Source organism: Haloarcula sp. H-GB4 (assembly GCF_030848575.1).
Lineage (GTDB): Archaea > Halobacteriota > Halobacteria > Halobacteriales > Haloarculaceae > Haloarcula.
Genome location: NZ_JAVDDX010000002.1, coordinates 425153 through 451197, shown reverse-complemented (window position 1 = coordinate 451197; position 26045 = coordinate 425153). Strand labels below are relative to the sequence as shown.

Sequence of the window (26045 nt, the reverse complement as noted above, 5' to 3'; positions counted from 1 at the left end):
CGGCAACGCCGGCAAGGTTCACGATGTCGCTCCCACCTTTTTTAGCGTCGGGTGTGCTCGCAGCACTCGCACACCACTCCTCGAAAAACGTGGGCGAAAAACGCTCGCTTCGCTCGCGCCCGTTACTCCTGCTGTGCGTCGACGACGGCAACGCCCGCGAGGTTCACGATATCCTTGACCTCGTCGCCACGCTGGAGGACGTGAACCGGCTTGTCCATGCCGACGAGCATCGGGCCGATAGCCTCAGCGCCGCCCAGCCGCTGGAGAAGTTTGTAGCCGATGTTCCCGGCTTCGAGGTTGGGGAACACGAGGACGTTCGCGGGGTCATCGAGTTCGGAGAACTCGTAGGTATCTTGCAGGATATCCTCGACGACGGCGGTGTCGGCCTGCATCTCGCCGTCGACCGGGAAGTCCACGCGGTCGTCGTCCTGCAGACGGGACACCGCTCGGCGGATCTTCTGTGTTCCGCTGGTGTCGACGCTGCCGAAGTTCGAGTACGACAGCATCGCCGCGCGCGGTTCGACGTTGAACCGACGGGCCAGTTCCCCGGTGTGGCGGGTGACCTCCTCCAGTACGTCCGTGTCGGGGTCCTGATTGACCGTGGTGTCCGCACAGAAGATGACACGGTTCTTGAACGTCAGCATGTACACCCCGGCCGCGTAGTCGGCGTCGTCGGCCGTGCCGATGACCTGCAGCGGCGGGCGCAGGGCGGAGGGGTAGTGGTGGGTGAGGCCGGTCAGCATCGCGTCGGCGTCGCCCATCTCGACCATCACGCTGCCGAGGTAGTTCCCGTCCCGAATGAGTTCGTCAGCCTCGCGGCGCGTGATGCCTTTCCGCTGGCGGAGTTCGTACAGCCGGTCGGCGTAGTCGGCCACGTCGGCCGTCTCGGGATCAACGACGACGGGGTCGAACTCCAGGCCGAACTTCCGGCGCGTGGACTCGATGCGGTCGGCGTCGCCGATGAGTATTGGCTCGGCGATACCCTGTTCGACCAGCTGGTAGGCCGCGCGGATCATCTTCTCGTCGTGGCCCTCGGCGAGCACGACCCGCTGGGGGTCGCTCTTGGCCTTATTGAGCACGACACGCATCATCTCGCGGGACTTGCCCAGCCGGGCTTCAAGTTCTTCGACGTAGGCTTCCGTATCGATTTCCGTCCGTGCTGCGCCGCTCTCGATGGCGGCTTCGGCGACCGCGGGAGTCACCTCGAACAGGACCCGCGGGTCCAGTGGTTTCGGAATGATGTAGTCGGGACCGAACTGCAGCGGCTGGTCGCCGTAGGCCTTGACGACCTCGTCGGGTACGTCCTGCCTTGCGAGATCGGCCAGTGCGCGGGCCGCTGCCACCTTCATCTCCTCGTTGATTTCGGTCGCCCGCACATCGAGCGCGCCACGGAAGATGAACGGGAACCCGAGGACGTTGTTGACCTGATTCGGATAGTCTGAACGGCCGGTCGCCATGATAACCGTGTCGTCGCGGGCGGCCTTGGCGTCCTCGTACGCGATTTCGGGGTCCGGGTTGGCCATCGCGAAGATGATGGGATCGCTGGCCATCGACCGAACCATCTCTTGGTCGACGATGCCACCGACAGAGAGCCCGACGAACACGTCTGCCCCCTCCATCGCGTCGGCGAGGTCGCCCTCTGGGATGTCCCGGGCGAACTCCTGTTTGAATCGGTTGAGTTCTTCGTGAGTCGCTCGTTCCTCGGTGATGATGCCCGAGGAGTCACACATCGTGATGTTGTCCTTCGAGACGCCCAGCGAGACGTAGAACTTCGCGGATGCAATCGCGGACGCTCCGGCCCCGGAGAAGACGACCTCCAGGTCCTCCAGTTCCTTGTCGGCGATGTCGGCCGCGTTGACCAGCGCCGCGCCGGAGATGATCGCGGTCCCGTGTTGGTCATCGTGGAACACCGGAATGTCGAGTTTCTCGCTGAGTCGGCGCTCGACCTCGAAACACTCCGGGGCGGCGATATCTTCGAGGTTGATACCGCCGAAGGTCGGCTCCATTGCCGCCACCGTCTGTATCATCGCCTCGGCGTTGTCCGTGTCCAGTTCCACGTCGAACACGTCGATATCGGCAAACCGCTTGAACAGCACGCCCTTCCCCTCCATGACCGGCTTCCCGGCTTCCGGACCGATGTCACCGAGACCGAGCACGGCGGACCCGTCGGAGACGACGCCAACGAGGTTCCCTTTCGCGGTGTACTCGAAGGCCTTCTCGGGGTCTTTGTCGATCGCCTCACACGGCGCGGCCACGCCAGGCGAGTACGCCAGCGAGAGGTCCCGCTGTGTGTTTGTCGGCTTCGTTGTCGCAATCTCTATCTTCCCCGGCGGCTTGCTCCGGTGGTACTCCAGTGCGTCCTCGTCAAGTCCCATATCCGGATGTCGAACCCAACTGTAAAAAAGACAAGTTTACCGTCAACGGACGAGCGGTACAACGACGGTTGTCGAATACCGGCCGGTTGCAGCGGATTTTGCCCCGGTCGTATCCCATCAATTGGGAAACAGTTGTCGCTGGGCACCCGCCGCGATGAACCGGCCGCGAGCCTCAGTCTGCGTTGGTGAGTTCGCCGACTCGGTCGGTCAGTTCGGTGACCGCATCTTCCTGTCTATCGGTGGCCTTGACGATCTCTTTCGTTGCCGTTTCAGCTTCTTGGGCGTGGTTCTGTGCGTCTTCGACCATCGAAGTCACGTTCTCGATAGCGCTCGCCTGGTCGTCGTTGGCGTCGGCAACCTCCTGAATGCCCCGTGTCGCTTCCTCAACGGCGTCGGAAATCTGGTCAAGTGCATCCAGCGCGTCTTCGATCTCGGACTCCGCACGCTCGACCTGTTCGTGAGAGGTCTCGACCATTTCGGCCGTCTCGGTCGCCTGATTCTGAATCGTCGTAATGCTCGTCGAAATCTCGGAGGCGTACTCGCCCGTCTCGTTGGCGAGTGTCTTGACCTCGTCGGCAACGACAGCGAACCCGCTCCCGCTTTCGCCGGCTCTGGCCGCCTCGATGTTGGCGTTCAGCGCGAGCATATTCGTCTGCTCCGCCACGTCGGCGATTATCTCGACGATCTCGCTCACCTCGTCCATCTGGTCGTCAAGGTCGGTGACGGTGTCCACGAGGTCTTCGCTCGTCTCGGCAAGCCCGTCGGTAACGTCCATGACAGCTTCACCGGCGTCCGACCCGTCCTCAGCGGCCGCCTTCGCGCGCTGGGCCGCTGACGCCACTTCGCTAGACGTCGCGGCGACCTCCTCCATCCCGGCCCCGATGTCCTGGATGTTGTCGGCCGCCTGCGTGAGGGAGTCCGTCTGCTCGGTTACCCGGGTCTCGACGTCCGCTGCGGACGAATTCGCCTGCTCGATAGTGACTGCGAGTTGCTGTGCCTGCTCGTCTACCTGGTCCGCTAACTGCTCGACCTGTTCAGCCATATCGTTGAGCGAGCCGACGACTCCGTACAGTTGGTCGTCGACGTACTCACCGCCGTCGGTCCGGTCGAACGACGCCCGGGCGTCGAGGCGGCCGTTCTTGAGTGCAGCCATGGTCGATTTAACCTCATTGACTAGGCTCGTCACAGCCTCGTGACGGTTGGCCTCGTCAGTTCGGTCCTGAACCATTTCAACGACCGCGATGAGTTCGCCGTCGTCATCGTAAATCGGGGCAGCACTGAACGAGATATGACGTTCATTCCCATGCTGGTCGGCCATTACGCTCGTGTCGCGGTACAGCGTGAAGTCCTCGTCCTCGACTTTCGGCACATCGTACTCCGTGTGGGTCGTCTCCGGGGCGTCGAGAACCTTGTCAGCGAGCGTCTGTCCGCGTCGGCCGTCCGGATAGAACGCCATGCTGGCCATCTCCATTTCCTTTGCTTCGGCTTCAGAGACGCCGGTGAGGTTTTCGATCGAACTGTTCCAGCTAAGGATATCGCCGTTCGGATCCAGAACAAAGAGCGGTGTTCCAATATGCTGTAGTATGTCGTGATAGTCGAACCCGCTGCTGGAGCCGCTTTCCGCTGTGGGTTCGGTGAACGCGTTGACGCCGGCCTGAGAGAGAGACTGCGTCGTTTGCAGCCCATCGCGGAGCTCCGCCTCGACAGAGTCAATAGCGGCCTGTGCGTCCGGACCGAGTTCGTCTCGGAGTTGATCGAACGCACCTTCGACGAGCGATTCGGTGACAAAGCCCTGTGTTGCGATGAACTCGCGCTGGCTGATCCCGGCGGCTTCGTAGTCGTCGATCAGCGCTTGGAGTTCGTTAGGTTCGAGGTCGAACTGTCGCTCGACGTGCTGGGTCCCGATAGCGGCCTTATCCGGGTCGTCGAAGCAATCGTCGAGATGCGGCGAGTTTGGGTCAATAGCGTCGATCAAAAAGCGAGTCTGTCCGTCACTCGCGACGAACCCGCCGTCCGCCCGCCGGGCCCCAGCGTCCGAAGAACGGGACCCCTGGCCGTAGATGTAGGTGCGGATCTGTTCGAACATAAGCTAGGTATGTTCCATTCCAACACACCTGTAGATAAAGATGACTCCGGGAGTATCAGCAAAGATAATTGCACTTGTCGGCAGAGCGGGAAAAGAGAGCATAAGTACGTGCAACCGAAGTGCTAGGTATGACCACCCGTTTCCGCCGACTGGTGGCGACGACGACGGTGCTGACGTTCGCACTCATCCTGCTCGGCGTGTACACCGGTGCTATCGGTGCCGGGCTGACCTGTGAGGCACGCTGGCCGTTCTGTGACGGCTGGATGGGGCTGTTCCCCGCAAACTGGGCGAGTTTCGTCGAGTGGTTCCACCGTTTAGTCGCAATGGTTACCGGATTTGGCATTCTCGGATCAACAATTGCCGCGTGGCGCGGCGAGTACAGCCGGCGGATCAAGCTCGCAACTGCCGTCGCAACGGTCGTGCTCCCAGTGCAAGTCCTCCTCGGCGCGAACACCATCTTCAACTTCGGTGCCACGGCGCAGGTGCTCCACCACGGGGCCGCACAGCTTATCTTCGGCGCGATGGTCGCGGCGACGGCGTGGGCCTACACCGATACGGCGGAGTCGCCGTCAGTGCAATCGGCCGATACCCAGCACACAGCACGCGCTGACGATTGAATACAAGTACCACCCCCGTGGGTAACACGTAAGATATATTCGGGTCTGTCGTGTGGTGAGGATTATGTCAGACAACGGCCTTTCGCGACGCCAGTATCTCTCCACGGTCGGTGGAACCGCAGTAACCGTCTCGCTTGCCGGCTGTTTCGGCGGCGGTGGCGGTGACGGCGGCGACGGTAGTACCGAAATCACTGCCGGAACTGCGCCGGGGTTCCCTCCGTTCGAGATGAAGCAGGACGGCGAACTCGTCGGGTTCGACATCGATCTGCTTGAAGCGGTCGTTGACGAGACCGACTACACCCTAGCCGGCTGGGAAGAGTACGAGTTCAAGTCCCTGATTCCCGCGTTGACGAACGACAACATCGACGTGGTCGCTGCTGGGATGACGATCAACGACGAGCGCGACGAAACGATCGACTTCACCGATCCGTACTACAGTTCGAATCAGGCGATCGTCGTCCGCGAGGACGGCGACTTCGCGCCGGCGTCCCTGTCGGACCTCTCCGGACGCCCCATCGGCGCACAGAAGGGGACAACTGGCGAGACGACGGTACAGGACGAACTCATCTCGCCGGGGAACCTCGATGAGTCGAACTACAACTCCTATGGCAACTACGTGCTGGCTGTCGAGGACCTTCAGAACGGTAACATCGATGCGGTTGTCATCGACGAACCGGTCGCACAGACGTTCGCCGCCCAGCGTCCGGTCTCCATCGCGTTCACCTACGAGACGGGCGAGAACTTCGGCTTTGGCGTCCGCGATGGCGACGATGAGTTCACGCAGGCGCTCAACGACGGCCTGTCCACCGTCAGGGATGGGAGTACCTATCAGGACCTGACGAACAAGTGGTTCGGCCAGCAGTAACCGATGCCACCCCTCCCGTTGCAGAGTGACTGGGCGTTCGTCATTGGGAACCTCGACTTGCTACTCGTCGGCACGGGTGTCACGGTCGCCCTGACGGCGGCGAGCATTCTGCTTGGCTTTCTGCTCGGGTTCCCGGCGGGAGCCGTTGAGGTGTACGGCCGTGGCCCGCTCAAACGCGCCGTCGAGACGGCCGGCGTCGTCCTTCGCGGGACGCCGCTGCTCGTCATCATTATCTTGCTGTTCTTCGGTCTCTCGGTGTCGAGCAGCGCCTTCGTGACCGCGACCATCGCACTCGGGCTCCGGAGCGCCGCCTACCAGTCACAGATATTCCGTGGCGCGCTCCAGAGCGTCGACGAGGGGCAACTGGAAGCCGCTCGCGCCGTCGGCATGGGCCGGCTACAAGCGATCCGTAGCGTCGTTGTCCCACAAGCGCTTCGTCGGAGCGTGCCCGGCTTCCAGAACGAGTTCACGATCGTCCTGAAAGACACGAGTATCGCCATCGTCATCGGCCTCGGCGAGCTGCTGACCGTCGGCCAGAACCTCTATCAAGGCGGTCAGAGCACCGCTGCGCTTGAGATTTTCCTAACTGTGAGCCTCATCTACTTCGTTCTCACGTTCGTGACGAACCGTTCGCTCGACTACGTCGACGACCACTTCAGCATTCCCGGCGGTGAGCGGGCATGAGCGACCCGCTGTTGGAACTTGACGACGTGTACAAGTCCTACGGCGAGGAACAGGTACTCTCCGGCGTCAGCTTCGAGATGGACGCTGGCGATGTCGACGTGGTTATCGGTCCCAGCGGAAGCGGCAAGTCGACGATGCTGCGCTGTGTGAACCGCCTCACCGAGATCAACGGCGGCGATATCTATCTCGACGGCGACTGCGTCACTGACGCCGACACTGACGTGAACGAACTCCGAAAACAGGTCGGGATGGTGTTCCAGGATTTCAACCTCTTCGCCCATCTCACGGCACTCGGAAACATTACGCTCGGCCTGCGGAAGGTCCGTGGGATGGACAAAGCGGCGGCGCAGGAGAAAGGGTACGAACACCTCGAACAGGTCGGGCTACTGGATCAGGCTGACTCCTACCCCGCGGAACTCTCGGGCGGCCAGAAGCAGCGCGTCGGCATCGCCCGCGCGCTCGCCATGGACCCGAAGCTCCTCCTGTTCGACGAGCCGACCAGCGCGCTCGACCCCGAACTCGTCGGCGAGGTCGTCGAAGTGATGCGCGACCTCGCTTCCGAGGGCATCACGATGCTCGTTGTCAGCCACGAGATGGGGTTCGCGCGGTCGGCGGCGTCGGACATCATCTTCCTTGACGACGGACGGATCGTCGAACACGGCCCGCCGGAACAGTTGTTCGAGAACCCTCAAGCGGCCCGGACCGGTGAGTTTCTCAGCCGTCTCGAAACGGCCCACGAGGAGGAGTGACCGATGGGGACGCCGGAGTCCACGACTGCCGGGCGAACGCTCCGTGCCCGTGCTGCTGGAGTGACCGACCAGCCGCTGACGCTGCTTACTGTCGCAGTCTTCTGGACGTGGCTCATCGTGCGCTGGACGAACGACTTCCTACTAGACGGCGCGCTCATCGAGCGCAACACGTCGTTTTTCCCGACTGCACCGTTCGAATCGGTCGCGTCAACGCTTGGCGGTCTCGCGTCGAGTCTCGGTCCAGTCGGGGTCCCCGTCGGCTGGGTCGCCGGCTTCTTCGAGTTCCTGGCGGCGTCGATTCCATACCTGCCGCCACTGGCGACCGGCGTGTGGGCAACGATACTGTTGACGCTGCTAGGTATCGCGCTGGGGTTCCTTATCGCCGTCCCACTCAGTGTGGCTCGGGTATACGGCGGAACCCTCACCCGTTCACTTGCACTGGGGTATACTGAACTGTTCCGCGGGACGCCGCTGCTCGCCCAGTTGTTCGTCCTCTACTTTGCGACGCCACTGACGACGATCATCCGTGAACTGCCCGTGGTCGGGACTGGATTCATCCCCGCGCAGGCGTTCTGGGTGGCTGTCATCGCGTTCACGCTCAACAGCGCCGCCTACCAGTCGGAGTACATTCGGTCAGCGCTGAACTCTGTCCCGGAAGGGCAACTCACCGCCGCTCGTTCAATCGGGCTCTCGAAGGTTGACGGGATACGGCACGTGGTCCTGCCACAGGGCCTGCGCTACGCGATTCCGGGCTGGTCGAACGAACTGGTGTACCTCATCAAGTACTCGTCGCTAGCGAGTTTCATCACCGTCCGCGAACTGTTCGAGCGAACCGACGCGATCGCTAGCGAGACCTACCGGTACACGGAACTGTTCGTCCTCGCCGGCCTGCTGTACCTTGCGCTTGTTATCTCGGCGTCACTGGTGATGGAATACGTCGAAGACCGGGTCGCGATTCCCGGTCTCGGCACGACCAGCCGATGACTACATAAAGTCAGAAAGACCGGACTGCTGGTCGTCGTCTTCGGCGGCTTCGCTCGCTGTTTCCGTCTCGTCGTCGGTAGCGGTGCCGTCACTGGTGGCGTCGGATTCAGCGCCGTCGTCCGCCGCAAGCGCCACCTGCTGGTCACCGCTCTCCTCGCCAGCATCGGTATCTGGAGCATCGCTACCTGTATCGCTTTCTCCGTCACCGCCTTCCACACTCGCACCCTCGAAAACCCCGCCGGAGTGTTCGACGGCGGCCTCCTGCTTGAGTGCCTCGGCGTCAGCGACGATGTCCTGCACCTTGTTCGTGTCCTTGCCCGACCCGGTGACGAAGGAAACGTGCTCGGCCTCCATATCGTAGGTCGCCGCCATTGCCACCGTTAGGTCTCGGTTCCGGCAGTGGTGGGTCATCGTCGAGAGGAACGGCATGATTTCCCGGCGGGCGGTCCGCATCGACACGCCGTCGATAGCGGCGATCTGCTGGGCGACGTAGTCCCGCGTGTTCCGGGTTCCCTTCGACCGACCGAGCTTCGACCAGTAGCTCGGCGGCCCGTAGCGGGTCCAGCCGCCCTTTGTCCCGTCTCGTGCCGCGGCGACGCCGGCGGTCATGTTGTCGCCGGCGTACCGCCAGAAGGAGTAGTTCTGGGTCTCGCGGACGCGCCCGAGCCATTGATCGGCGTTCGAGAGGAACTCGTAGGCGCGGACCAGTTCTGTCCCCTCGTAGTCTTTGGGCATATTGTCCTCGATCCAGTTGATGAGGTCATCCGGCGTCTCGTCGACGTCGTAACTAGCCTCCAGCGCTTCCTGCGCGCCGGCCTCCTTGAGCACCACGTCGAGGTACTCGAAGATGCCCTCGGTCGTATCGCGCTTGCCGGTCACCACGTCATCGGCGGTCAGACGTTCCGTCGTCTCGGCGATGGCCTGGAGGTCCTTGACCGCGCCCCGCAGGTCGCCGCTGTTCTGCTCAGCGAGTTCCTGCAGTGCGTCGGACTCGTACTCAACGCCCTCCTGACGACAGAGGTCACGGAGGACGGGGACGATAGAGCGGGGCGAGACATCCCGGAATTCGATGTCCTGGCAGTTGTTCCGCAGGCCGTTTGACATCTCGTAGTACTCGTTGGCGATGAGAATCATCGGCTGGCTAGCCTCCTTCACGAGGGCCGTTATTGCCCGTGCGCCCCCGCGGTCGGCGTTGCCGTGGATGTTGTCCGCCTCGTCCATGATGACGAGCCGGCGGCCGCCACCACCAGCGGTCAGCGTCCCGGACTTGGCGGCCTCGCCAGCCACCCGATTGATCACGTCCTTGGTCCGGGAGTCGCTGGCGTTGAGTTCGATGGTCGGCCACTCCATGTCGTTTGCCAGCGCGTGGGCGGCCGAGGTCTTCCCGATGCCCGGGGACCCATAGAGGATGACCGCCTCGCGGTGGTCGTCCCACGTCTCCGCCCACTTTTTGAGTGCGTCGCGGGCCTTGTCGTTGCCCCGCACCTCCGACAGCGTCGTCGGGCGGTACTTCTCCGTCCAATCCATTTGATTGTGGTTGGCGCGACCGGCGTTTAGTGATTGCGGAGCGGTGTCGGTCCACTGCTGAGGTTTTTATTGGAAGCAACGGACAGCGTGTCTCACCAGTGGCCGGACGAAATCTCTATTGTGACCGTCGCGGCGTCAGCCCAGTCATCGGCGTGGTCCTCATGCTCTCAATTACTGTCCTTCTGGCCGGGACAGTCGGCGGCGTTGTGCTCACTGCAAGCAGCGACCTGAACCAGCGGACGCCGGTCGTCGCCCGGTCGACGGGACAGTTCGTCACCGGTCCGTCGGGAGGGTGTGGTGCGAACACAGTAGCGGTACGACACGCCGGCGGTGACCCGGTTCCGGCCGATGAACTGGAAGTCGCTGTTGCACTGCCAGACAGCGACGCTCGCATCGTCAACCTGCCAGTTTCCGGGACAGCGCTTTCAGCGAGCAATACTGACGACCCGGACAACGTCGTCTACGACTACTGTGTCGGCGGTGTCATCGCCAATGGCGGCCAGCGGTGGTCAGCGGGTCGGGCCATCACTTTCCAACTGAACGCCGGCGGGACCGTCGAACCCAGCGATACCATCGAGGTACGCGTCGTGCACGCCCCATCGAACAGCGTCCTTGCTGCCGTCGAACTGACCGCCCGCCGGTAAGCGCCCGTGGTTCCGATACCCTTTTATTCGCGACCCTCCAGCGTGTGAACTAATGGCAGGGGGAGCACGCGACGATCTCGCGGAAAAAATGGCGGGTGAGGTGGCACTGAGCGACGACCCAGGGGCGACCCTGCGGAAGTGGCGTACTGACTTCGACGTTGCACAAACCGAACTCGCCGACAAACTCGACGTCTCCCCGTCCGTGGTCTCGGACTACGAGAGCGGCCGGCGTGACAACCCCGGTATCGGCGTAGTCCGTCGACTTGTCGTCGCACTGCTTGACATCGACGAGAACCGTGGCGGTGACCACATCCGTCAGCACGCCCGCGTGCTCTCGGCCGGGTTCGACAGCGACGTGGTCCACGACCTCCGCGAATACTCCGCGAATGTGGGCGTCGAGCGCGTCTACGACGCCATCGACGCTGAAGAACTGTTTCGTGGCAGTCAGGATACCGTCGCCGGCCACACCGTCATCAACTCCATCGCCGCCATCACGCGCCTCTCCTCGGATGAGTTTTACCAGCTATACGGTCAGTCGACGAACCGCGCGCTCGTGTTCACGAACGTGACCCGTGGCGAGTCCCCGCTCGTCGCGCTTCGGGTCGTCTCGCCGACGCCCAACGCCGTCATCCTCCACGGGCTTGAGGACGAGGCCGTCTGGGAGCACGCACAGGATCTCGCTCGCATCGACGATTTCTCGCTGGCGATTACCGACACCGATCTGGAGGACCTGCTGGGCGGCCTTCGAGAGCTTCCCTGAGCGCGTTGGTTCTGGCCGTACTGTTTCGCGCCCGTCGACACACATTCTGGAAAACAACTGTTGTCGTGAATACGACCTCTCTGTTCACCAGACAGCGTAACACAACTACTACCGAGGACTGTGAAGGCATCAATGAATACTACTTTGATACGGGAGTGTCACATCTGTGTATGGTGCAATTTGGCTTCCTTCTCGTCTGGGCGCTCGCCGGTTTCGGATTTGTTGTTGCTGCCTCGTTCGTCGGTACGATGCTTGCGCTTCACTACTACGACAGTGCTGGGAGTCTCTCTGTTTCTCTCGACAGCATCATTAGCCGCCTCAACAACGATACCCGATAGTAGGGTGTCATATACTGTTCACTACGCCAGGAATAGGACCCTGCGTATTCACAGCAACTGACAACGCGCTTTTTGCTGCTCACCGGTCGTCGCTCTGCTTGCGCATATTATGTTCGCGCCCCTCGCTGCTCACGGGTCACTGCGTTCTCCGTTCCTATTCGAGGGTTTCACTCGCGCTGTTTGCTTCGAACCTCGGAAATCTCGCGACTGCGCCGCTCGTCGTGTACGAAAGCCACTCCCTACGGTCGTTCCTCTCGCTATTCTCCACGGCTCCCTGCGGTCGCCGTTTCGATTCGAGGTCCTCGCTCGCGCTACTCGCCTCGAACCTCGCTTACTCCACGTACCGATACTTCCGCTCACCCATCCGGCCCCAGCCGTCGAAGGCGAACTCGTTTTCGGGCGCGGTGAACTCCTCGACATCGGCCTCAGTATCGTGATTATGGACGTCGTGGACCTGTTCGTACTCCGCAAACGTGAGTTCGTGGCGGTTCCGGATCTGCTCGTCGATGTTGAGCGCGCCGATCTCCTCCTCCCAGCCGGGGACAATGGTTTCGGCGTGAACCTCCGCCTGTGCACCGGACCCATAGGAGGCAACTAACAATTGCGCCTCGTCCAGATCCAGTCCATTCTCACGAGCGTGTTTCAGGCCGGCAGCGCGGGCGATATGGACGGAACCGGTGTACCAGTTCCCGACCTCCCGAGATATCTCGAGCGTCGGCTCGATGCTGTTGGCATACCAGTCCTGATAGCGCTCAGTTTCTGTGAGTGCGTCCGTGTACTCCTTGATGGCCGCGTGGAACTCATCGTCGGTCTCGAAGTCGGCGCGCATAGGCTGGTGACCGATTTCCTCGGCGAGCAGGTCGCCGACATCCGTGCCGCGAACGATGTGTCGGTAGCCAAGCGCTGCGGCCTTCCGGACCATCCCCGGGAACGGCGTGTGGAAGGGAATCATTTCGTAGTCGCCCGGGTGGATGTCGCCGGCAACCTCGGCGAAGTCCTCCAGTGCTTCGCGCATGCGGGCGAGATAGACGTTCACCGAGCGCTTGCCGTCGACGGATGGGAACTGCTGATTGGGCTTGAGGAAGTCAGTTTCGTCGGCGCTGCCGTACCCCTGTTCGGTCGAGAGTTCAACCAGATTCGGGTCTTCGTCAACGAGCATCGCCACCGCGCCGGCCCCTTGTGTGGCCTCGCCGGGATCGTCGCGGGCGTACAGTGCGGTATCAGTTGCGATGACGAGCGCGGCCCGACCGCGGTTCCGCCCGGCGCGGATCCAGTTGTAGGCGTCGTCAAGACTCTGTGTCCCAGAGATACAGGCGAACTTCCGCTCGCCCTTGTTAGCGTGATGGAAATTCTCGTCGTACACCTGTTCGAGGCAGCCCGCAATGTACGTCGAAACGGGTTTGGAGTTGTCGAAGGCACTCTCAGTCGCCACGTCGATACGACCGATGTCCTCGGGCGTCAGCCCCTTGCGTTCCATCAGGCGATGGGCCGCGTTCGCCCCCATCGTGACGATGTCCTCGTACACATCCGGGAACGACGACGCGCGCAGGCCGAGCCCCTTCGTATACTTCCCTGGATCGTCCCCCTGAGCCGGCGCGAACGTCTCAGCGAGGTCGAGTTTGAGCTTTCCGGTCCAGATCTCCATAGCGTCGATACCGACTGCAGTCATACGTCTAACGTCAGCGTGGATGTATATGGGCTTGTCGACTGGCTTTTCGACGGTTGACTAGTATTGTGCCGACGGGTCGCGAGCCGCTCGCGAGACGGCTACTCGCTGGTTGTCGGTTTCGTACTGAAGGAGAAGTCGACGATGCATTCGCCTTCGAGAACGTCGTACGGCTCATCCGGTGATGGAACAGCACGCGACCAGTCAGTGTTGTTGACTACGAGACGATACGTCCCCGGCGAGATGGTAATCCGGTTGTCGCGGATGTTCGTCTCGTGGAACCGCGACACCTCGCTGGCGTACCGTGCCCGGTAGCGGCTCTGGAACGCCCGGTACTCCTCTTCGCTGAACAGAATGACATCCACGGCCGGGCCGCGCCGAACGATGAGGTCGTAGGTGAGTGCCGTTTCGCCAGTCACGTCAACTGTGAAATCTTCGTACTCGTTTTCCTCCAGTCGGAAGGTCGTATCGACCGACCGGTGATTCGGCTCGGGTGTCGGCGTCGGTGTCTCGGTTTCGACTTGGAGACGCGCTGACGGCCCCGTAGAACTGTTCGTCTGCGACGCCTCGGCGCGTTGTGCTGTTGATGTGTTCGTCGGAGCCGCACTATTCGCCGCCGGCGTTGAGGTAGTGCCGACACGATCAGTTGCTACAGCCCGCTGTGACACTGTCGGTTCCGGGACTGGCGTCGTCTCGGACTCCTCTTCAGGCCGATTCCCGAGACAGCCGGCGGAGAGCGCGGCGAGCACCGAGGCCCCGAAGCCGCGCCGCGACAGGTCACCCATACTTCAGGACACTCATCCACAGTAAAGATGTTTACGGGCGGGTTTTCGCCGCTGGTAATCGGAGCACCGACACCGTCCAAACATATTTGTGGAGAGAGAGCCGAATCTACGCCGTTCAAGCCAGTTCCGGGATAACTGTATCCCAGATATCAGTTCTCGGAACGGTACAGGGACGTTTCATATGAAGAGATCGGTCATCACACTCGGTTTGGTAGTGCTGGCGGCACTCAGTGTTTCGGGACTCGCAGGAGTAGCGGTCGAAGGGACGCTTGGTGCAGCCGCGACCCAGTCAGCGCCGCCGGAGTTCACGGATCCATCGCCGGTAGCGACGCCCCACACGGACAGCGTGTCGCCCGACACGCCACGCAGTGAGAAGACTGCGGCCGTGGTCACACAGTCCACGGAAGCTACCCCGACGCCGGAAGCGGCACAGGCCACACCGGCAGACCCGGGGACAGATATCGATACGGCTCGGATCGAAGACCAGCTCGTAGCAGCAATCAACGATCGACGTGGCAACCCGATTGCTAACGACGCCGTTGACGACTCCCTCTCGGATGAGACCAAGACCAGCCAGAAGCTATCAGTCATGGCCGGCAACCACAGCAAGCGAATGGCGGCACAGGGATCGGCCTCCCCGATTGCGAACGGATCAGACACGACAGACCGATACGCGGCCGCTGGGTTGTCCGAGCAGTGCCGCCTCCGCCACGAGGGGAACGCGTATATCCGACCCATGACGGATCTTGAACTGGTTACGAGCGTCAACCCGAACGGGGCGAACGCGACCCGCGTCGCCGACACTGTCGCCGACCACTGGTTTGACCTCTCGGGCCCCCGTGACACGCTGTACATGGTGAACGCGAACCACATCGGCGTCGGCGCAGCGACCGCTGATGGCGTTGTTTACATTACCGTGAATCTCTGCTGAGATCTATCGACAAAGACTGTTACACCACTTTGCGGACAGTGTCGGCGTTCCCTTCTGAGTCGATGACACGGAGCGCTACTTTCGTGCCAGACGACACCCTTCTCTTCTCTAATGTCTGGCCGTTCGCATCGTCGAAGATACCGTCGCCATCGAGGTCCCACTCGTATGCCGCGATGTCTCCCTGCGGACTGGACTGGCTGGCATCGAAATCCCATTTCCCGTTCGATTCTCCCCCGTTGGAGGTTATCATGAAGTCCGCGTTCGGTTGCGCGTTCGTGTTCGCGCCGCCGGGAGTGACGGTGAACATCTTCGAATCGGTACCGCCACTCGATAGCTCGTAGGTGACGGTTATAGTGACACTTTCGCCGTTCATATCCACCTCAGAACTGGTGTCGAGCCGGAAGAACTCGAACAGGTGGACCGTCGCAGTCGACGTATCGAATAATTCAGGGTTCTGACCGCTCAAACTTCGGGCATCGTCGTCAACATCGACTATCAGCGGAACGTCGGTTCCGCCGCCGTAGTCAGTGTAGCCGTCGCTGTCGGCCTGGATGTACAGTTCGTTTTCCTGCGGTGCCGGCTCACGGTCATTGCTGTAGCTATCACTAATATAATCTATATTTTCGTTGACGGGATCGATTGCCACTGTTGTTATTTCGATGCTCTCACCCAACTCGTTCGTGATACTAAACTGGACACCCCCGTCAGTTTCCCCGTTGCTGTCAAGAGCAAAGGCATCCTCGTTATAAATGAGGTCATTACCTCCGGAACCGCCACCAGATCCTTGACTCGCCTCAGTAACCGTCACCGGAACTGATACATCTTCAGGGGTCTCGCCGTTGAACGAACTATTGATTTCATCGAGACTGAGCTGAACAGTATATGTTCCGGTCGCCGTCGACTGGCTTGCGTTGTAGACAAATTCGACGCGACCGTCGCTATCGGAGGATTCTGCGTTCGGTGTGAGCGACCCCGTGTTACTCCCTTTGACCGAGCCGTTGACTGTGACACCGCTTACAGGGTTGTTGTACGCGTCCCGGACCTCCAGTACGATTTCTCCGTCTCCACCCTGCTGGACGCTGATCTCGTTATCATCGACAGTCGTAAGATACGCGTCGTTCTCCGCAGTTACCTTTGTCCCGACGCCCGCCTTCGCCATCTTCAGGCGGTACGTTGTCCCTCGCTCGAAGACGATAGTGACGTTGTAGAACGAGCCCGGTCCCTCTGCCTCGATGACGTTCGCGATGTACCGGTCGTTGGTTTTGTTACCCGGATTCGGGTCGATTTCGTCGTCGAGAAGCACTCTCCATTCCGACGCCGGGAGCCGAGAGAGAAACGATACTGAGACGTTCGATGTCGCCGTCGTATTTGTTACGCGGACCGTCCGGGACGACTGGGATTTCGGCTCCACGTCGACCGTGATCGAATCGCTTGCCGAGCGGCTCATTGACCCATTGAGTGTGACCAGCGTGATGTCGCGCCCGTCGACCATCGCCTGTTCCGAGAGCGTGATGTTCCCCCCACGGAACTGGTTGTAGACAACCGAGTGCTCGTAAACAGTCTCCGGGGCCTCCCCGTAGACGTTGTATTCTGGCTTGTAGGCGATGGCCCCCGTGTTGTACTGTCGCAGTGTGGTTCCGTCCCAGTAATCTGCCGTCTCGGGGGTGCGTGCCTCGGCGTTGCGAATCGTGAGGTTTTGGGACTCGTCGCTGGTCCCATCTGTGTACAGCAACCCCGACGGCGGCCCGGGATTCGTCGCTACCAGCCGACTCGGGTATCGCGTCCCCAACTGGACCGAGACGGCTTGCTGGCTCGGCTGTCCCGGAACGGAGACGATGGCGTTTCGCAGGTCCTGCAGCTGCGTCTGGACCTGCTGATTGTGGTTGAACTCCACCTCCCGGTTTTGCTCCGGGACGGCAAACGCCTGATACGAGGAGAAGGCGATGATAAGCACGCCGAACAGAAGTACAGCCCCAACCTGCACTGACTGTGCGCGCTCATCGCCCGTGAAACTCATGGCGAGGAGTTGCGGAGACGGCGGTAAAAACCTGACTGCCGAATTATCAACTCTCGTCTTCTTCGACGACTTCCGGGTCGCTCATCGCAGTCTGGAGACTGTCGAGTCCATTGACCCACTCGGAGACGAGCCCGTATTCGAGGTTCTCAGCGACCTCCATCGGGAGCTCCGACCCGCCAATGATCTGCGTGCCGGCCTGCACACAGTAGCCCAGCGCCGCGTCGAGGTCCTCTTCGGCTTCCGCGTCCGCGGCGGCCTCGATGTAGTCGGTGATGGTCGCATCGTCCGCAGCGCCTTCTGCGACGAACTCCTCGGCCGCATAGAATACGCACAGCAGCGATGTCTGGACGCCGTCGATCAGCATCACGGTCTCCTCGTCGTCGATGTCGATGTCGTCGAGAACGATCTCCCGGACGCCGGTAAGCTCGTCGAGCGTCGCTTCCTCGTCGAGCGGTCCGTCCTCGTAATCGGTGAGAATCTTTGCGACCGCGATCGCGGCGTCGTCCTGGAGGTTCAACAGAAGCCGCGCTGAATCCTCGTCTTCAGGGTCGACGTTTTCTTCCTCGATACGGTCTAGCCAGTTCTGCCAGCGTTCTTCGGTGTAATACTCCCCCGGCGGAGTGCTCATACCAGTCCGTTCGTGCCGTTGGGGATAGTAGTTTCGACCGGCGGTCGCTCCGCCGCGGCGTCCCTACCCCAACGACCGACCAGCGAACCACTATGTTAGCGCCTGAAACAGCTTTTCTATAGATTTCTTGGATTGTCTGCGTACTCCGAACGCGTATCACGGTCTCCGTTGAGGAACGCACTTTTATGCCAGCCGAACGTGTTATGTGATGTCATGTCACAGCGACAGCCAGTCCCGACCTATGTCGGCCCGCTTGACCCAGCTGCAGTCGCCACGCTGGCCAAACGTGTCGGTCTGGTGCTAGTCACTGTGGCACTGCCGGTCGCCGTTGGCACGTTCGCCGGTATGGCTCTCACAGCCGGGTCGATCCCGGCCGCGACCGATACCGCGACCGCCACGATAAGCGGGCTGCTGACAACAGAGCAGGGGCTGTCCTGGCTGTTCTACGTTAGCACGCTTGGGACCGCACTGGGGTGCTGGATTCTCGGGTTAGGGCTTCTTCTCGACGGCCTCGACCTGTAGGTCAGCCGTCGCCGTCCGGACGCATCTCCACGCCGCCTTCCAGCGCCTCCTCGTCCGCCGCGTCCACGCGGTTCGAGAGGGTTCGCTGGGGGAATGGAATCGAGATGTCTTCCTCGTCGAAGGTGGCTTTCACACCCCGGACGACCGCCGAGATGGCGCGCCACTTCCGCGGTGGCGTCGGGTGATCGATCCAGAACCGGAGTTCCATCACCACGGCAGAGTCCCCGAAATCCTTTGGAACGACATCTGGCGTCGGCGAATCGACGACGTGCTCGATGTCTGTCATCGCTTCGCGGGCGAGATCCATCGCCCGATCAACATCGGTGTCGTAGTCCACACCGATGTCGACTGTGAGTCGCAACAGCCCCTTTCGACTGCGATTCGTCACCGCGCGGTCGCTCACCCGGTCGTTCGGAATGATGACGAACTCGCCATCGAAGTTCTCCAGCCGCGTGTTGAAGATCGTGATATCGGTCACGATCCCTTCTTGCTCGCCGACGAGTACCCAGTCGCCGATAGTGAACGGGCGAGAGAACATCAGGACGAAGCCGGCGATGAGCGAGCCAAGCGTCTGTCTGGCGGCCAGACCAACGACGATACCGAGAAACCCAGCCCCGACGAGCAAGCCACTGAGATCGATGCCCCAGACAGCGAAGACCGTCGCACCGATGGTAATGAAGACGGTGACCTGCCCCAGTCGGAGGAGGATCTCCTCTTGGTGTTCGGTGAAGCCGGTAACAGCTTGGCTGAACCGGCCGATCCACCGCTGCATCTGGTCGGACAGGACAAAGGCCAGCATGACGAGGACGATCGTCTGTATCGTCGCCAGGAGTGACTGATCACCGCCGTTGAGGTACGGCCCCACCGTCTGGACGATATCGAGAACGCCCCAGACGATGAGGAACGAAATGACAACGATGACGACCATCGAAAACTGAGCGATCCGGAGAAACACGCCCCGGATGGTCGTCGGCGTGTAGTCGGCCATGACCTGTAGCCAGTCGCCGGTTTGACCCGACGCAGCGGACCGAAGCCGGGCGAGTGCGGCCGGAACCACGACAACACTGACAAGCAGGAAGACCAAGAGGATGAGCGTCGCGACGAGTCGCCCCTGCGTCGCGACCAACTGGTCCAGTGACCGCTGTAACACGGTAAAGAGTTCCAGAAGGCCTTCACCGGTGTCGTTGGCCGTCGGCGTAGGCGTTGCCGTCCCCTGCACAGCCATCTATCGCCACTGTGGGAACTTGTGTCTTCGTCTTCGGGCGCTCGTCCGCAAAAGAGGTGATAGCGAAGCCGAAAGGTGACTGATCGTGAGTCCCGTTAGATGCCGCGGCCCTGCAACTGCTCTTCTTCGTCTAAGTCCGCGTTCGCCTGGCCTTTCATCCCCTTGCCTGGGTTCTTCGCGATCTCCTTGAGCTGTTCGGGGTCGTCGTAGTTGTTGACTGCCGCGACGACGGACTCGCCCATCGCCTGTGGGTTCTCTGCCCCGAAGATGCCCGAGCCAACAAAGATACCGTCACAGCCGTGTTGCATCATCAGTGCGGCGTCGGCAGGCGTCGCGATGCCGCCGGCCGCGAAGTTGACGACCGGCAGCCGGCCGCGGTCAGCTGTCTCGTGGACGAGTCGCCGGGGCGCACCGTGTTCGCGGGCCCACTCGTCGCGCTCCTCGTAGGCCATCCCTTCGAGCATCCCGATAGAGCGCTGGATGTTCCGCTGGTGCGTGACAGCCTGATTCACATCACCAGTGCCTGCCTCACCCTTCGTGCGAATCATTGCTGCGCCCTCGTCGATGCGGCGCAGCGCCTCGGCGAGGTTCCGGGCTCCGCAGACGAACGGTGCAGTGAACTCGCGCTTGTCGATGTGGTAGCGGTCGTCGGCCTGGGTCAGCACTTCCGACTCGTCGACCATATCCGCGCCAGCGGCTTCCAGAATCTGGGCCTCTGCGGTGTGGCCGATGCGGGCCTTGCCCATCACCGGAATCGACACTTCCTCGATGATCTCTTCGAGCTTGCTGGGGTCAGCCATTCGGGCGACACCGCCCCGCTTGCGGATATCGGCCGGGACCGACTCTAGGTGCATCACGGCGACCGCGCCGGCGTCCTCGGCGATTCGGGCTTGCTCACGGTTGACAACGTCCATGATGACGCCGCCCTTCTGCATCTTCGCGAAGCCGCGCTTGACGAGGTCAGTCCCGCGACGGAGGTCCTCGAGGTCGGTCTCTTCAGTCATTACCCAGACTTAGGACTGGATTTACTTAACGCGTGTCCTTTCGCGGGACAGAACGCCGTTTGACCCACCCACGGGGGAACCGATATCGGGCCAGTGACAGCGATATTCTCCAGAGGACGGGGCTGAGACCACTACCGTTTTCATCGCGTCTCCCCACTGCATCGACATGGTTCCGGACGAGGGTGTCGGCGGGCGCATCGACGCGGCTGTCGCGCGGGTGTTCAGCCGGCGGCTCCCCGATGCCGAAGGGCTTCCACAGTATGTCGCGCCGCTACCAGCGTGGCTGGAGAACGTCGGGCTCAGACTCGCCTGGCCCATCGCGCTCGTCAATCTGGTCGGCACGCTGTTTGGCTTCTGGTACTACGCCGGTCGACCGCTAAACACAGCGGCGCCGCTCGTGGAGGGCCAACTGGGTGCGGCGCCGCTGGCTGCCTACCCCCTGATTCCGGACTCGCCTGTCGCGACGATGTTCATCGGGCTCTCGCTGGTCGCCTGGCGGCTCGACTGGAGCGCCGAGTGGCTCCACATGCTCGGCTTCTTCGGCTGCATCAAGCTCGGCCTCTGGACGCCGTACGTCCAGCTCGCTCTCAACGGTCCCGGCGGGATTCCGCTGTGGCTCTACTGGTTCCTGGTTCTAAGTCACCTTGCGATGGCCGCCGAGGCATTCCTCATCCACCGCTACGCGAGCTTTTCCGTCATGTCCGTCGCCGTTGCAGTGTTCTGGTACGGCTTCAACGACATCGTGGACTACTTCGTCCCGGTTCTCGACGGGCCACACCACACCTGGCTCCGGGCCGAGCCAATTGTCGCTGCCGGCGGGTTCGACCACACGGTGCTCGCCCATGACCTCGCAGCGGGCTGGGCGGTCGTGCTGACGCTCGTAGCGACGTTTCTCGCACTGGCGACGCGTGTAGAGAAAGTAAAACGGCAAGCCTGATCGGCGCTGTCCTGCGCTGGCGGTTCCGGTGGCGTTTCAGGTCGTAAACCCGTCCTCTGCCTCGCGCTCGTCGAGCACCCACTCCAGTTCTTCGATAGCGCGCAAGATGGCGACCTCGGCCTCGTCTTCTAGCTCGGTCGACGGCGGGTCGTGCCTGTCGTACTCGTCCTGCAGCGCCTCGATGCGGTCCCGAATCGTCTCCTCTGTTCGCATGGTTCAAATGACCGGACCCGCAGGTCTTGATGCTACTGGTCCCGGCGATAGACGGGACAGTCATAACAGCCCGCTCCGGGTTGCTCGCTCAGTCGTCGGAGGCGACATCTGTGTACACCGAGATGCCGAGACCCCCAATCAGTGCCACCATGGCGACAACCCCGAACACCAGCGCGATACCGTACTAGGGCAGGGCCTGCCCAATAACGCCGATGGAACTGGGGGAGACAGCGCTGTCCGCCCCACCGGTACTGTAAAGATCGGCAACCACTCCGGCTTGCATGAACCCCAGTGCAATGATGGCACAGCCGAACGCTGCAAGCCCGACGCCACCGAGATATGTGGCCCGTTCCGTCCCGGTGTCGACGGGGTGGAGCCGCGGCCATGCTACGGCCACCGCCCCAGCGAGAATGCCGATGCCACCAGTTGCCAGCATCAAAAGGAACGCAGGTCCAAAAAATGGGTCTCCGAGTGACTGAAGCATTATCGACCGGAGACGACGAACACTAATCAGGGTGTTCCAGATATCGAGAGCTGTGTCATGGCGACGGGCCCAGCGCCCCCGCCGTCCCGGACACCTATTCCACCGCGTTGAATATCCGTGGGAAACCGAATCTACCGAACAACGACGACGGCGCTTTCGGTTTCGGTCATCTCGCCCTCGCCGGAGTAGGTCCGGGACTCCTCGACAGCGAACATCTCATCATCGAGTTCGACGCCAGCGACCTGCAGCGTGTCGCCGTCGATCTCGTAGTCGCCGTCCTCGATAGCGGCGTCGATAGCGCCGACTTCGCTTCCGAACTCGGGGCCGACGAGCGAGTAGTCGAGGTCGATGCCACTGACCTCCGTCGTGATGTCCGGGGCCTCGTCGTAGGTGTCTAGCTGGGCCACGTGCATCGCCTCGGCGACGGCGTCCTCGAAGCCGGCGATGTGGCCGAACACCTCGACGTGGTCGAGGTCGGCGTTCAGCGGCAGCCCGTTCTCGGTCTTGTACCGCCGGAGCGCGGAGACGACCTCCATCGCCGTCTCTCCCGCTTCGAGGTCGGCATCGTAGCCGCCCGAGGTCGGCCAGTCCGTCGTGTGGATTGAGCTATCTTCCTCGTAGCACCGCTCCCACAGCTCTTCCGTGATGTGTGGGAGGAACGGTGCGAACAGTTGCAGGAAGGTCCGGTGGGCTCGCAGAAGTGTGAACTCGGTTGACGTATCTTCCCCATCCGAAAGCCGCTGCTTGGCGATTTCGAGGTAGTCGTCACAGAACGTGTTCCAGAAGAACGACCGGAGTTCGTTCCGGGCCTTCGAGAACTCGTAGTCCTCGAACTTCGTGGTGACTGACTCGACGGTTGCGTCCAGTTCGGCCAGCAGCCACTCGTCGACCGCGGCGAGGTCGTCGGGCTCGTCGGGCTGACTCGCGGGCGTGAGTTGGTCGACCAGCCGCGATGCGTTCCAGAGCTTCTGGAGGAGCCGCTCGCCAGCCTCCAGGTCGCCTTCCTTGTACGGGAAGTCGTCGCCGATGGAGGTGCCGGCGGCCCAGTAGCGCGTGGCATCGACCGGGAACTTCTCTAAGACCTCGCTGGGCGGGATGACATTGCCCTTGGACTTGGACATCGCCTCGCGGTTCTCGTCCAGCACCATCCCGTTGATCATCACATTCTCGAATGGCACCTCGCCGGTGTGCTCGTAGCACTTGACGACAGTGTGGAACAGCCAGAAGGAGATAATGTCGTGGCCCTGCGGGCGCAGGTCGAAGGGGTACAGCTCCGGCAACTCCATGGTGAACGACTCGCTGTCCGCGTCCCAGTCCCAGCCGGCATTCACGAGCGGGGTCAGCGACGAGGTCGCCCACGTGTCGAACACGTCTTCCTCAGGCGTCAGCGAGTCGTGGCCACATTCGGGACAGCTATCGACCGGCGGGTCGTCCGACAGCGGGTCGACCGGGAGCTGCTCGCGCTCGGCCATCACGGGCTCGCCGCAGTCGTCGCAGTACCACACCGGAATCGGGATGCCCGAATCGCGCTGGCGGGAGATACACCAGTCCCATTCGAGCCCCTCGATCCAGTGCTCGTAGCGGGTGGCCATCTTCTCAGGGTACCACTCCATCTGGCGGCCGGCCTCGATGTACTCCTCCTTCTTGTCGAGCAGTTCGATGTACCACTGCTCGGTGACGAGGTATTCGACCTCCTCTTCACAGCGCTCGTGGACCTGCACGGTGTGGTCGTGGTCGCGGCTCTCAAGCAGCGACCCCTCCTCGCGAAGGTCCTCGATGATGGCTTCGCGGGCTTCGGTGGTGTGCATTCCCTGGTACTCGCCGGCCACGTCCGTCATGGTCGCAGACTCATCGATTGCGAGTCGTAGCGGCAGGTCGTGGGCCTGGTACCACTCGATGTCGTTCTGATCGCCGAACGTACAGCACATGACGATGCCGCTGCCGGTCTCCATGTCGACGCGCTCGTCGGCGATAACGGGAACCTCCTGCTCGAAAAGGGGCACCCGCGCACTGCCGCCGACGAGGTGTTGATTCTCGTCGTCGTCGGGATGGACGAAGACGGCGACACACGCCGGCAGCAGTTCCGGTCGCGTCGTCGAGATGGTGAACGTCGCGTCCTCGTCGGCCGGTCCGTCGCCCGTCTCGACGAGGTCGAAGGCGATGTCGTTGAACAGCGTCGACTTGTCCTTGTCCTCCTGCTCGACCTGTGAGATGGCCGTCTCGCAGTCCGGACACCAGATGGTCGGCGCGCGCTGACGGTACTCCCGGCCCTGCTCGTAGAGGTCGAGGAACGACAGTTGGGAGACCCGCTGGACGTCCGGCGCGATAGTCTTGTAGGTGTTGTCCCAGTCGATGGAGATCGCAAGCGACTGCACGTCCTGCGTGAACTCATCCTCGAACTGTGTACACACGTCACGGCACTTCTCTTGGAACTCTCGGCGTGGGTAATCCTGGTGTCGGATGTCGAGTTCGCGCTCCGTCAGTCGCTCCGAGGCGATGCCGTTGTCGTCGTAACCGAAGGGGAAGTAGACAGTGTCGTCGCGCATCCGGTGAAAGCGGGCGACGAAGTCCTGCAGCGTAAACTGGTAGAGGTGGCCCATGTGGAGGTTCCCCGACACCGTTGGCGGCGGCGTGTCGATGGTGAAGCGGGTATCAGCGTCCTCGTCGTAGGCGTAGGTCTTGTCCGCGACCCACTGGTCCTGCCACTCTGGCTCTACCTCGCGGGGGTCGTACTCCCCGTCGAGGGCGTTCTCTGATTCGTCTGTGGTCGATTCGTCCTGCGGTGGGTCCTGTGTATCACTCATATTCAAGCGGTGGGTGTAACACCCGGATAGCATCTGACTGCGGCGTAGTTATCAGCGGTGCGTGCGTCGACTGGTAGAGGTGGTGTGGGGCGTGGGGGCCCCTACACCAACGGGCGCGAGAACCAGCGTTCGGGAGAGTCGACGCACCATCTGTACAATACTCGACCTACGGCAGGATTAATGACTTCGGTTTTCGCCGGCGTCCCGACGGGCTCATACCAGCGACCCGCTCACGGCAGATCGGACTCGCGGTGCTCGTGGTCTTCGGCGGAGTGGGCGCGAACCCACAGCTGTCCGATCCGCGAAAGCGTTGTCCGGTAGGACTTCCCGTGTTCTTCCTGCTCGATGTATCCCTTCCCGCCAGGACCGAGCCGGTCAACGTTGTAGATGACCTTTGAGCGGAAGGAGTCGGTGTACTCCTCACCCAGGTCTCGGGCCAGCTGCTGGGCTAGTTCCGAGACGGACTCGAACTCGCCGTGTTCGCCAAGGGTAAACAGGATCACTTCCTCGAAGGGCTTGACGTTCGAGAACGAGGCGACCGGGAGCTCGACCACGTGGGAGCCGTCGATCTCCTTCGCACCGATGGTCGTCCCGCGCTCGTCGAACTCCGCCAGCAGGTCCCGTGCGGTTTCGAGTCGGTCGTCGACTCGTTCGTCGACGTCCTCGCCCGTTCGCATGTCCTCCAGCATATCGATCTGCTTGCGCAGTTCCTCGGCGAGTTCCGTCTCCAGATATTTCTCGGGGACCGTGTAGTAGGTATGGATGCGGTCCCGGTCACCCTCGCGCTCGACCATAATCGAGTGGGCCGCAGTCGCAAAGGCAAAGGAGACAGTCCGGGGCATCGCGGAGACGTTAACCCACACCTCGCTACCCGCGTCGAGTTCGGCGTTGATGAGTTCGAAGGCCTGCTCGAAGGCCTCGTCGTAGTCGTACACGTCGGCAACGACGAACCGCTCGGTTTCCGCTCCAAGCAGGTTCTGATAGTCCTTTTCCAGCTTCTCGGCGAGGTTGCGCGAGTACTCGACGTTGGCCTCGCTGCCGACCGCCCCCTCAAGCAGGATGACGCGGTCAACGTCGAGTTGCTCGCGCACCAGCGGCGCGATGAGCCGGTCGTAGTCGAACCCGACCGGGACGATGTGGGTCTGCATACGTGAAAGACTGGGACGGTGATTATAAAAAGAACCAGACTCGGGCTGCTGA

At 61.9% G+C, this 26045-nt stretch carries 25 protein-coding genes; 12 read left to right on the top strand and 13 right to left on the bottom strand.

Annotated elements, in window-relative coordinates; genetic code table 11:
• Positions 1-122: 122 nt before the first annotated feature.
• Positions 123-2375 (bottom strand): NADP-dependent malic enzyme, encoded by a 2253-nt coding sequence (locus RBH20_RS10840; protein WP_306708412.1) that lies wholly within the window; start codon positions 2373-2375, stop codon positions 123-125.
• Between the two features lie 172 nt (positions 2376-2547).
• Positions 2548-4461 carry a methyl-accepting chemotaxis protein gene (locus RBH20_RS10835; RefSeq protein WP_306708410.1) on the bottom strand — a complete coding sequence of 638 codons (1914 nt, stop codon included), beginning with the start codon at positions 4459-4461 and terminating at the stop codon, positions 2548-2550.
• A 128-nt stretch (positions 4462-4589) separates the two neighbouring features.
• Here RBH20_RS10835 and RBH20_RS10830 point away from each other — a divergent pair, with 128 nt between their 5' ends.
• From RBH20_RS10830 to RBH20_RS10810, 5 genes are all read left to right on the top strand, one after another.
• Positions 4590-5078 (top strand): COX15/CtaA family protein, encoded by a 489-nt coding sequence (locus RBH20_RS10830; RefSeq protein ID WP_170097273.1) that lies wholly within the window; start codon positions 4590-4592, stop codon positions 5076-5078.
• Positions 5079-5142: 64 nt separating this feature from the next.
• Positions 5143-5943: a basic amino acid ABC transporter substrate-binding protein gene (locus RBH20_RS10825; protein ID WP_306708407.1), complete on the top strand. Its 801-nt coding sequence runs from the start codon at positions 5143-5145 to the stop codon at positions 5941-5943.
• A 3-nt stretch (positions 5944-5946) separates the two neighbouring features.
• Entirely contained in the window at positions 5947-6627 is a 681-nt protein-coding gene (locus RBH20_RS10820) for an amino acid ABC transporter permease (RefSeq protein ID WP_306708405.1), read from the top strand.
• Positions 6624-7376: an amino acid ABC transporter ATP-binding protein gene (locus RBH20_RS10815; RefSeq protein ID WP_306708403.1), complete on the top strand. Its 753-nt coding sequence runs from the start codon at positions 6624-6626 to the stop codon at positions 7374-7376. Before RBH20_RS10820 ends, RBH20_RS10815 begins: the two co-directional genes overlap by 4 nt.
• Before the next feature lie 3 nt (positions 7377-7379).
• On the top strand, positions 7380-8360 hold the full coding sequence (locus tag RBH20_RS10810) for an amino acid ABC transporter permease (protein ID WP_306708400.1): 981 nt from the start codon (positions 7380-7382) through the stop codon (positions 8358-8360).
• Here RBH20_RS10810 and RBH20_RS10805 read toward each other — a convergent pair whose 3' ends face one another.
• On the bottom strand, positions 8361-9887 hold the full coding sequence (locus tag RBH20_RS10805; protein WP_306708398.1) for a replication factor C large subunit: 1527 nt from the start codon (positions 9885-9887) through the stop codon (positions 8361-8363). It lies immediately after the preceding gene.
• A 98-nt stretch (positions 9888-9985) separates the two neighbouring features.
• Between RBH20_RS10805 and RBH20_RS10800 the strand changes: the two genes are divergently transcribed.
• The 3 genes from RBH20_RS10800 to RBH20_RS10790 all read left to right on the top strand — a co-directional run bounded on the left by RBH20_RS10800 (position 9986) and on the right by RBH20_RS10790 (position 11629).
• Positions 9986-10531 carry a type IV pilin N-terminal domain-containing protein gene (locus RBH20_RS10800; protein WP_306708396.1) on the top strand — a complete coding sequence of 182 codons (546 nt, stop codon included), beginning with the start codon at positions 9986-9988 and terminating at the stop codon, positions 10529-10531.
• A 52-nt stretch (positions 10532-10583) separates the two neighbouring features.
• Entirely contained in the window at positions 10584-11291 is a 708-nt protein-coding gene (locus RBH20_RS10795; RefSeq protein WP_306708394.1) for a helix-turn-helix domain-containing protein, read from the top strand.
• A 170-nt stretch (positions 11292-11461) separates the two neighbouring features.
• The gene (locus tag RBH20_RS10790; RefSeq protein WP_306708392.1) at positions 11462-11629 is read left to right on the top strand and encodes a hypothetical protein; all 168 of its coding nucleotides are present in this window, start codon (positions 11462-11464) and stop codon (positions 11627-11629) included.
• A 331-nt stretch (positions 11630-11960) separates the two neighbouring features.
• Here the strand turns inward: RBH20_RS10790 and hmgB are convergent, their stop codons facing one another.
• Positions 11961-13298 carry a hydroxymethylglutaryl-CoA synthase gene (gene hmgB, locus RBH20_RS10785; protein ID WP_306708390.1) on the bottom strand — a complete coding sequence of 446 codons (1338 nt, stop codon included), beginning with the start codon at positions 13296-13298 and terminating at the stop codon, positions 11961-11963.
• Positions 13299-13396: 98 nt separating this feature from the next.
• Positions 13397-14080 (bottom strand): hypothetical protein, encoded by a 684-nt coding sequence (locus RBH20_RS10780; protein ID WP_306708388.1) that lies wholly within the window; start codon positions 14078-14080, stop codon positions 13397-13399.
• 181 nt (positions 14081-14261) lie between these two features.
• On the opposite strand from RBH20_RS10780, the gene RBH20_RS10775 reads away from it, so the two are divergent.
• Positions 14262-15011 (top strand): hypothetical protein, encoded by a 750-nt coding sequence (locus tag RBH20_RS10775; RefSeq protein ID WP_306708385.1) that lies wholly within the window; start codon positions 14262-14264, stop codon positions 15009-15011.
• Positions 15012-15030: 19 nt separating this feature from the next.
• On the opposite strand, the gene RBH20_RS10770 is transcribed toward RBH20_RS10775, so the two are convergent.
• Together RBH20_RS10770 and RBH20_RS10765 are read right to left on the bottom strand one after the other, a co-directional pair.
• A complete protein-coding gene (locus tag RBH20_RS10770; RefSeq protein ID WP_306708383.1) occupies positions 15031-17028 on the bottom strand; it encodes a hypothetical protein in 1998 nt (665 codons plus the stop codon).
• A gap of 46 nt (positions 17029-17074) precedes the next feature.
• Entirely contained in the window at positions 17075-17656 is a 582-nt protein-coding gene (locus tag RBH20_RS10765) for a DUF2150 family protein (RefSeq protein WP_306708381.1), read from the bottom strand.
• A 208-nt stretch (positions 17657-17864) separates the two neighbouring features.
• Between RBH20_RS10765 and RBH20_RS21340 the strand changes: the two genes are divergently transcribed.
• Positions 17865-17960 (top strand): hypothetical protein, encoded by a 96-nt coding sequence (locus RBH20_RS21340; protein WP_373567957.1) that lies wholly within the window; start codon positions 17865-17867, stop codon positions 17958-17960.
• A gap of 41 nt (positions 17961-18001) precedes the next feature.
• Complete coding sequence (locus RBH20_RS21335) at positions 18002-18178, top strand: hypothetical protein (protein ID WP_373567956.1); 177 nt, start codon at positions 18002-18004, stop codon at positions 18176-18178.
• A gap of 1 nt (position 18179) precedes the next feature.
• Here RBH20_RS21335 and RBH20_RS10755 read toward each other — a convergent pair whose 3' ends face one another.
• Together RBH20_RS10755 and pdxS are read right to left on the bottom strand one after the other, a co-directional pair.
• Positions 18180-19403: a mechanosensitive ion channel family protein gene (locus tag RBH20_RS10755; protein WP_306708377.1), complete on the bottom strand. Its 1224-nt coding sequence runs from the start codon at positions 19401-19403 to the stop codon at positions 18180-18182.
• A gap of 95 nt (positions 19404-19498) precedes the next feature.
• Positions 19499-20407 carry a pyridoxal 5'-phosphate synthase lyase subunit PdxS gene (pdxS, locus tag RBH20_RS10750; protein ID WP_306708375.1) on the bottom strand — a complete coding sequence of 303 codons (909 nt, stop codon included), beginning with the start codon at positions 20405-20407 and terminating at the stop codon, positions 19499-19501.
• Positions 20408-20573: 166 nt separating this feature from the next.
• Between pdxS and RBH20_RS10745 the strand changes: the two genes are divergently transcribed.
• Positions 20574-21344 (top strand): DUF1405 domain-containing protein, encoded by a 771-nt coding sequence (locus tag RBH20_RS10745; protein ID WP_306708372.1) that lies wholly within the window; start codon positions 20574-20576, stop codon positions 21342-21344.
• 36 nt (positions 21345-21380) lie between these two features.
• On the opposite strand, the gene RBH20_RS10740 is transcribed toward RBH20_RS10745, so the two are convergent.
• The 4 genes from RBH20_RS10740 to RBH20_RS10725 form a co-directional block, all read right to left on the bottom strand.
• Complete coding sequence (locus RBH20_RS10740; protein WP_008312626.1) at positions 21381-21557, bottom strand: hypothetical protein; 177 nt, start codon at positions 21555-21557, stop codon at positions 21381-21383.
• Positions 21558-21741: 184 nt separating this feature from the next.
• Positions 21742-22041: a hypothetical protein gene (locus tag RBH20_RS10735; protein ID WP_306708370.1), complete on the bottom strand. Its 300-nt coding sequence runs from the start codon at positions 22039-22041 to the stop codon at positions 21742-21744.
• Between the two features lie 131 nt (positions 22042-22172).
• Positions 22173-24845 (bottom strand): valine--tRNA ligase, encoded by a 2673-nt coding sequence (locus tag RBH20_RS10730; protein WP_306708367.1) that lies wholly within the window; start codon positions 24843-24845, stop codon positions 22173-22175.
• Positions 24846-25075: 230 nt separating this feature from the next.
• Entirely contained in the window at positions 25076-25993 is a 918-nt protein-coding gene (locus RBH20_RS10725; RefSeq protein WP_306708365.1) for a DUF6293 family protein, read from the bottom strand.
• Between the last annotated feature and the right edge of the window lie 52 nt (positions 25994-26045).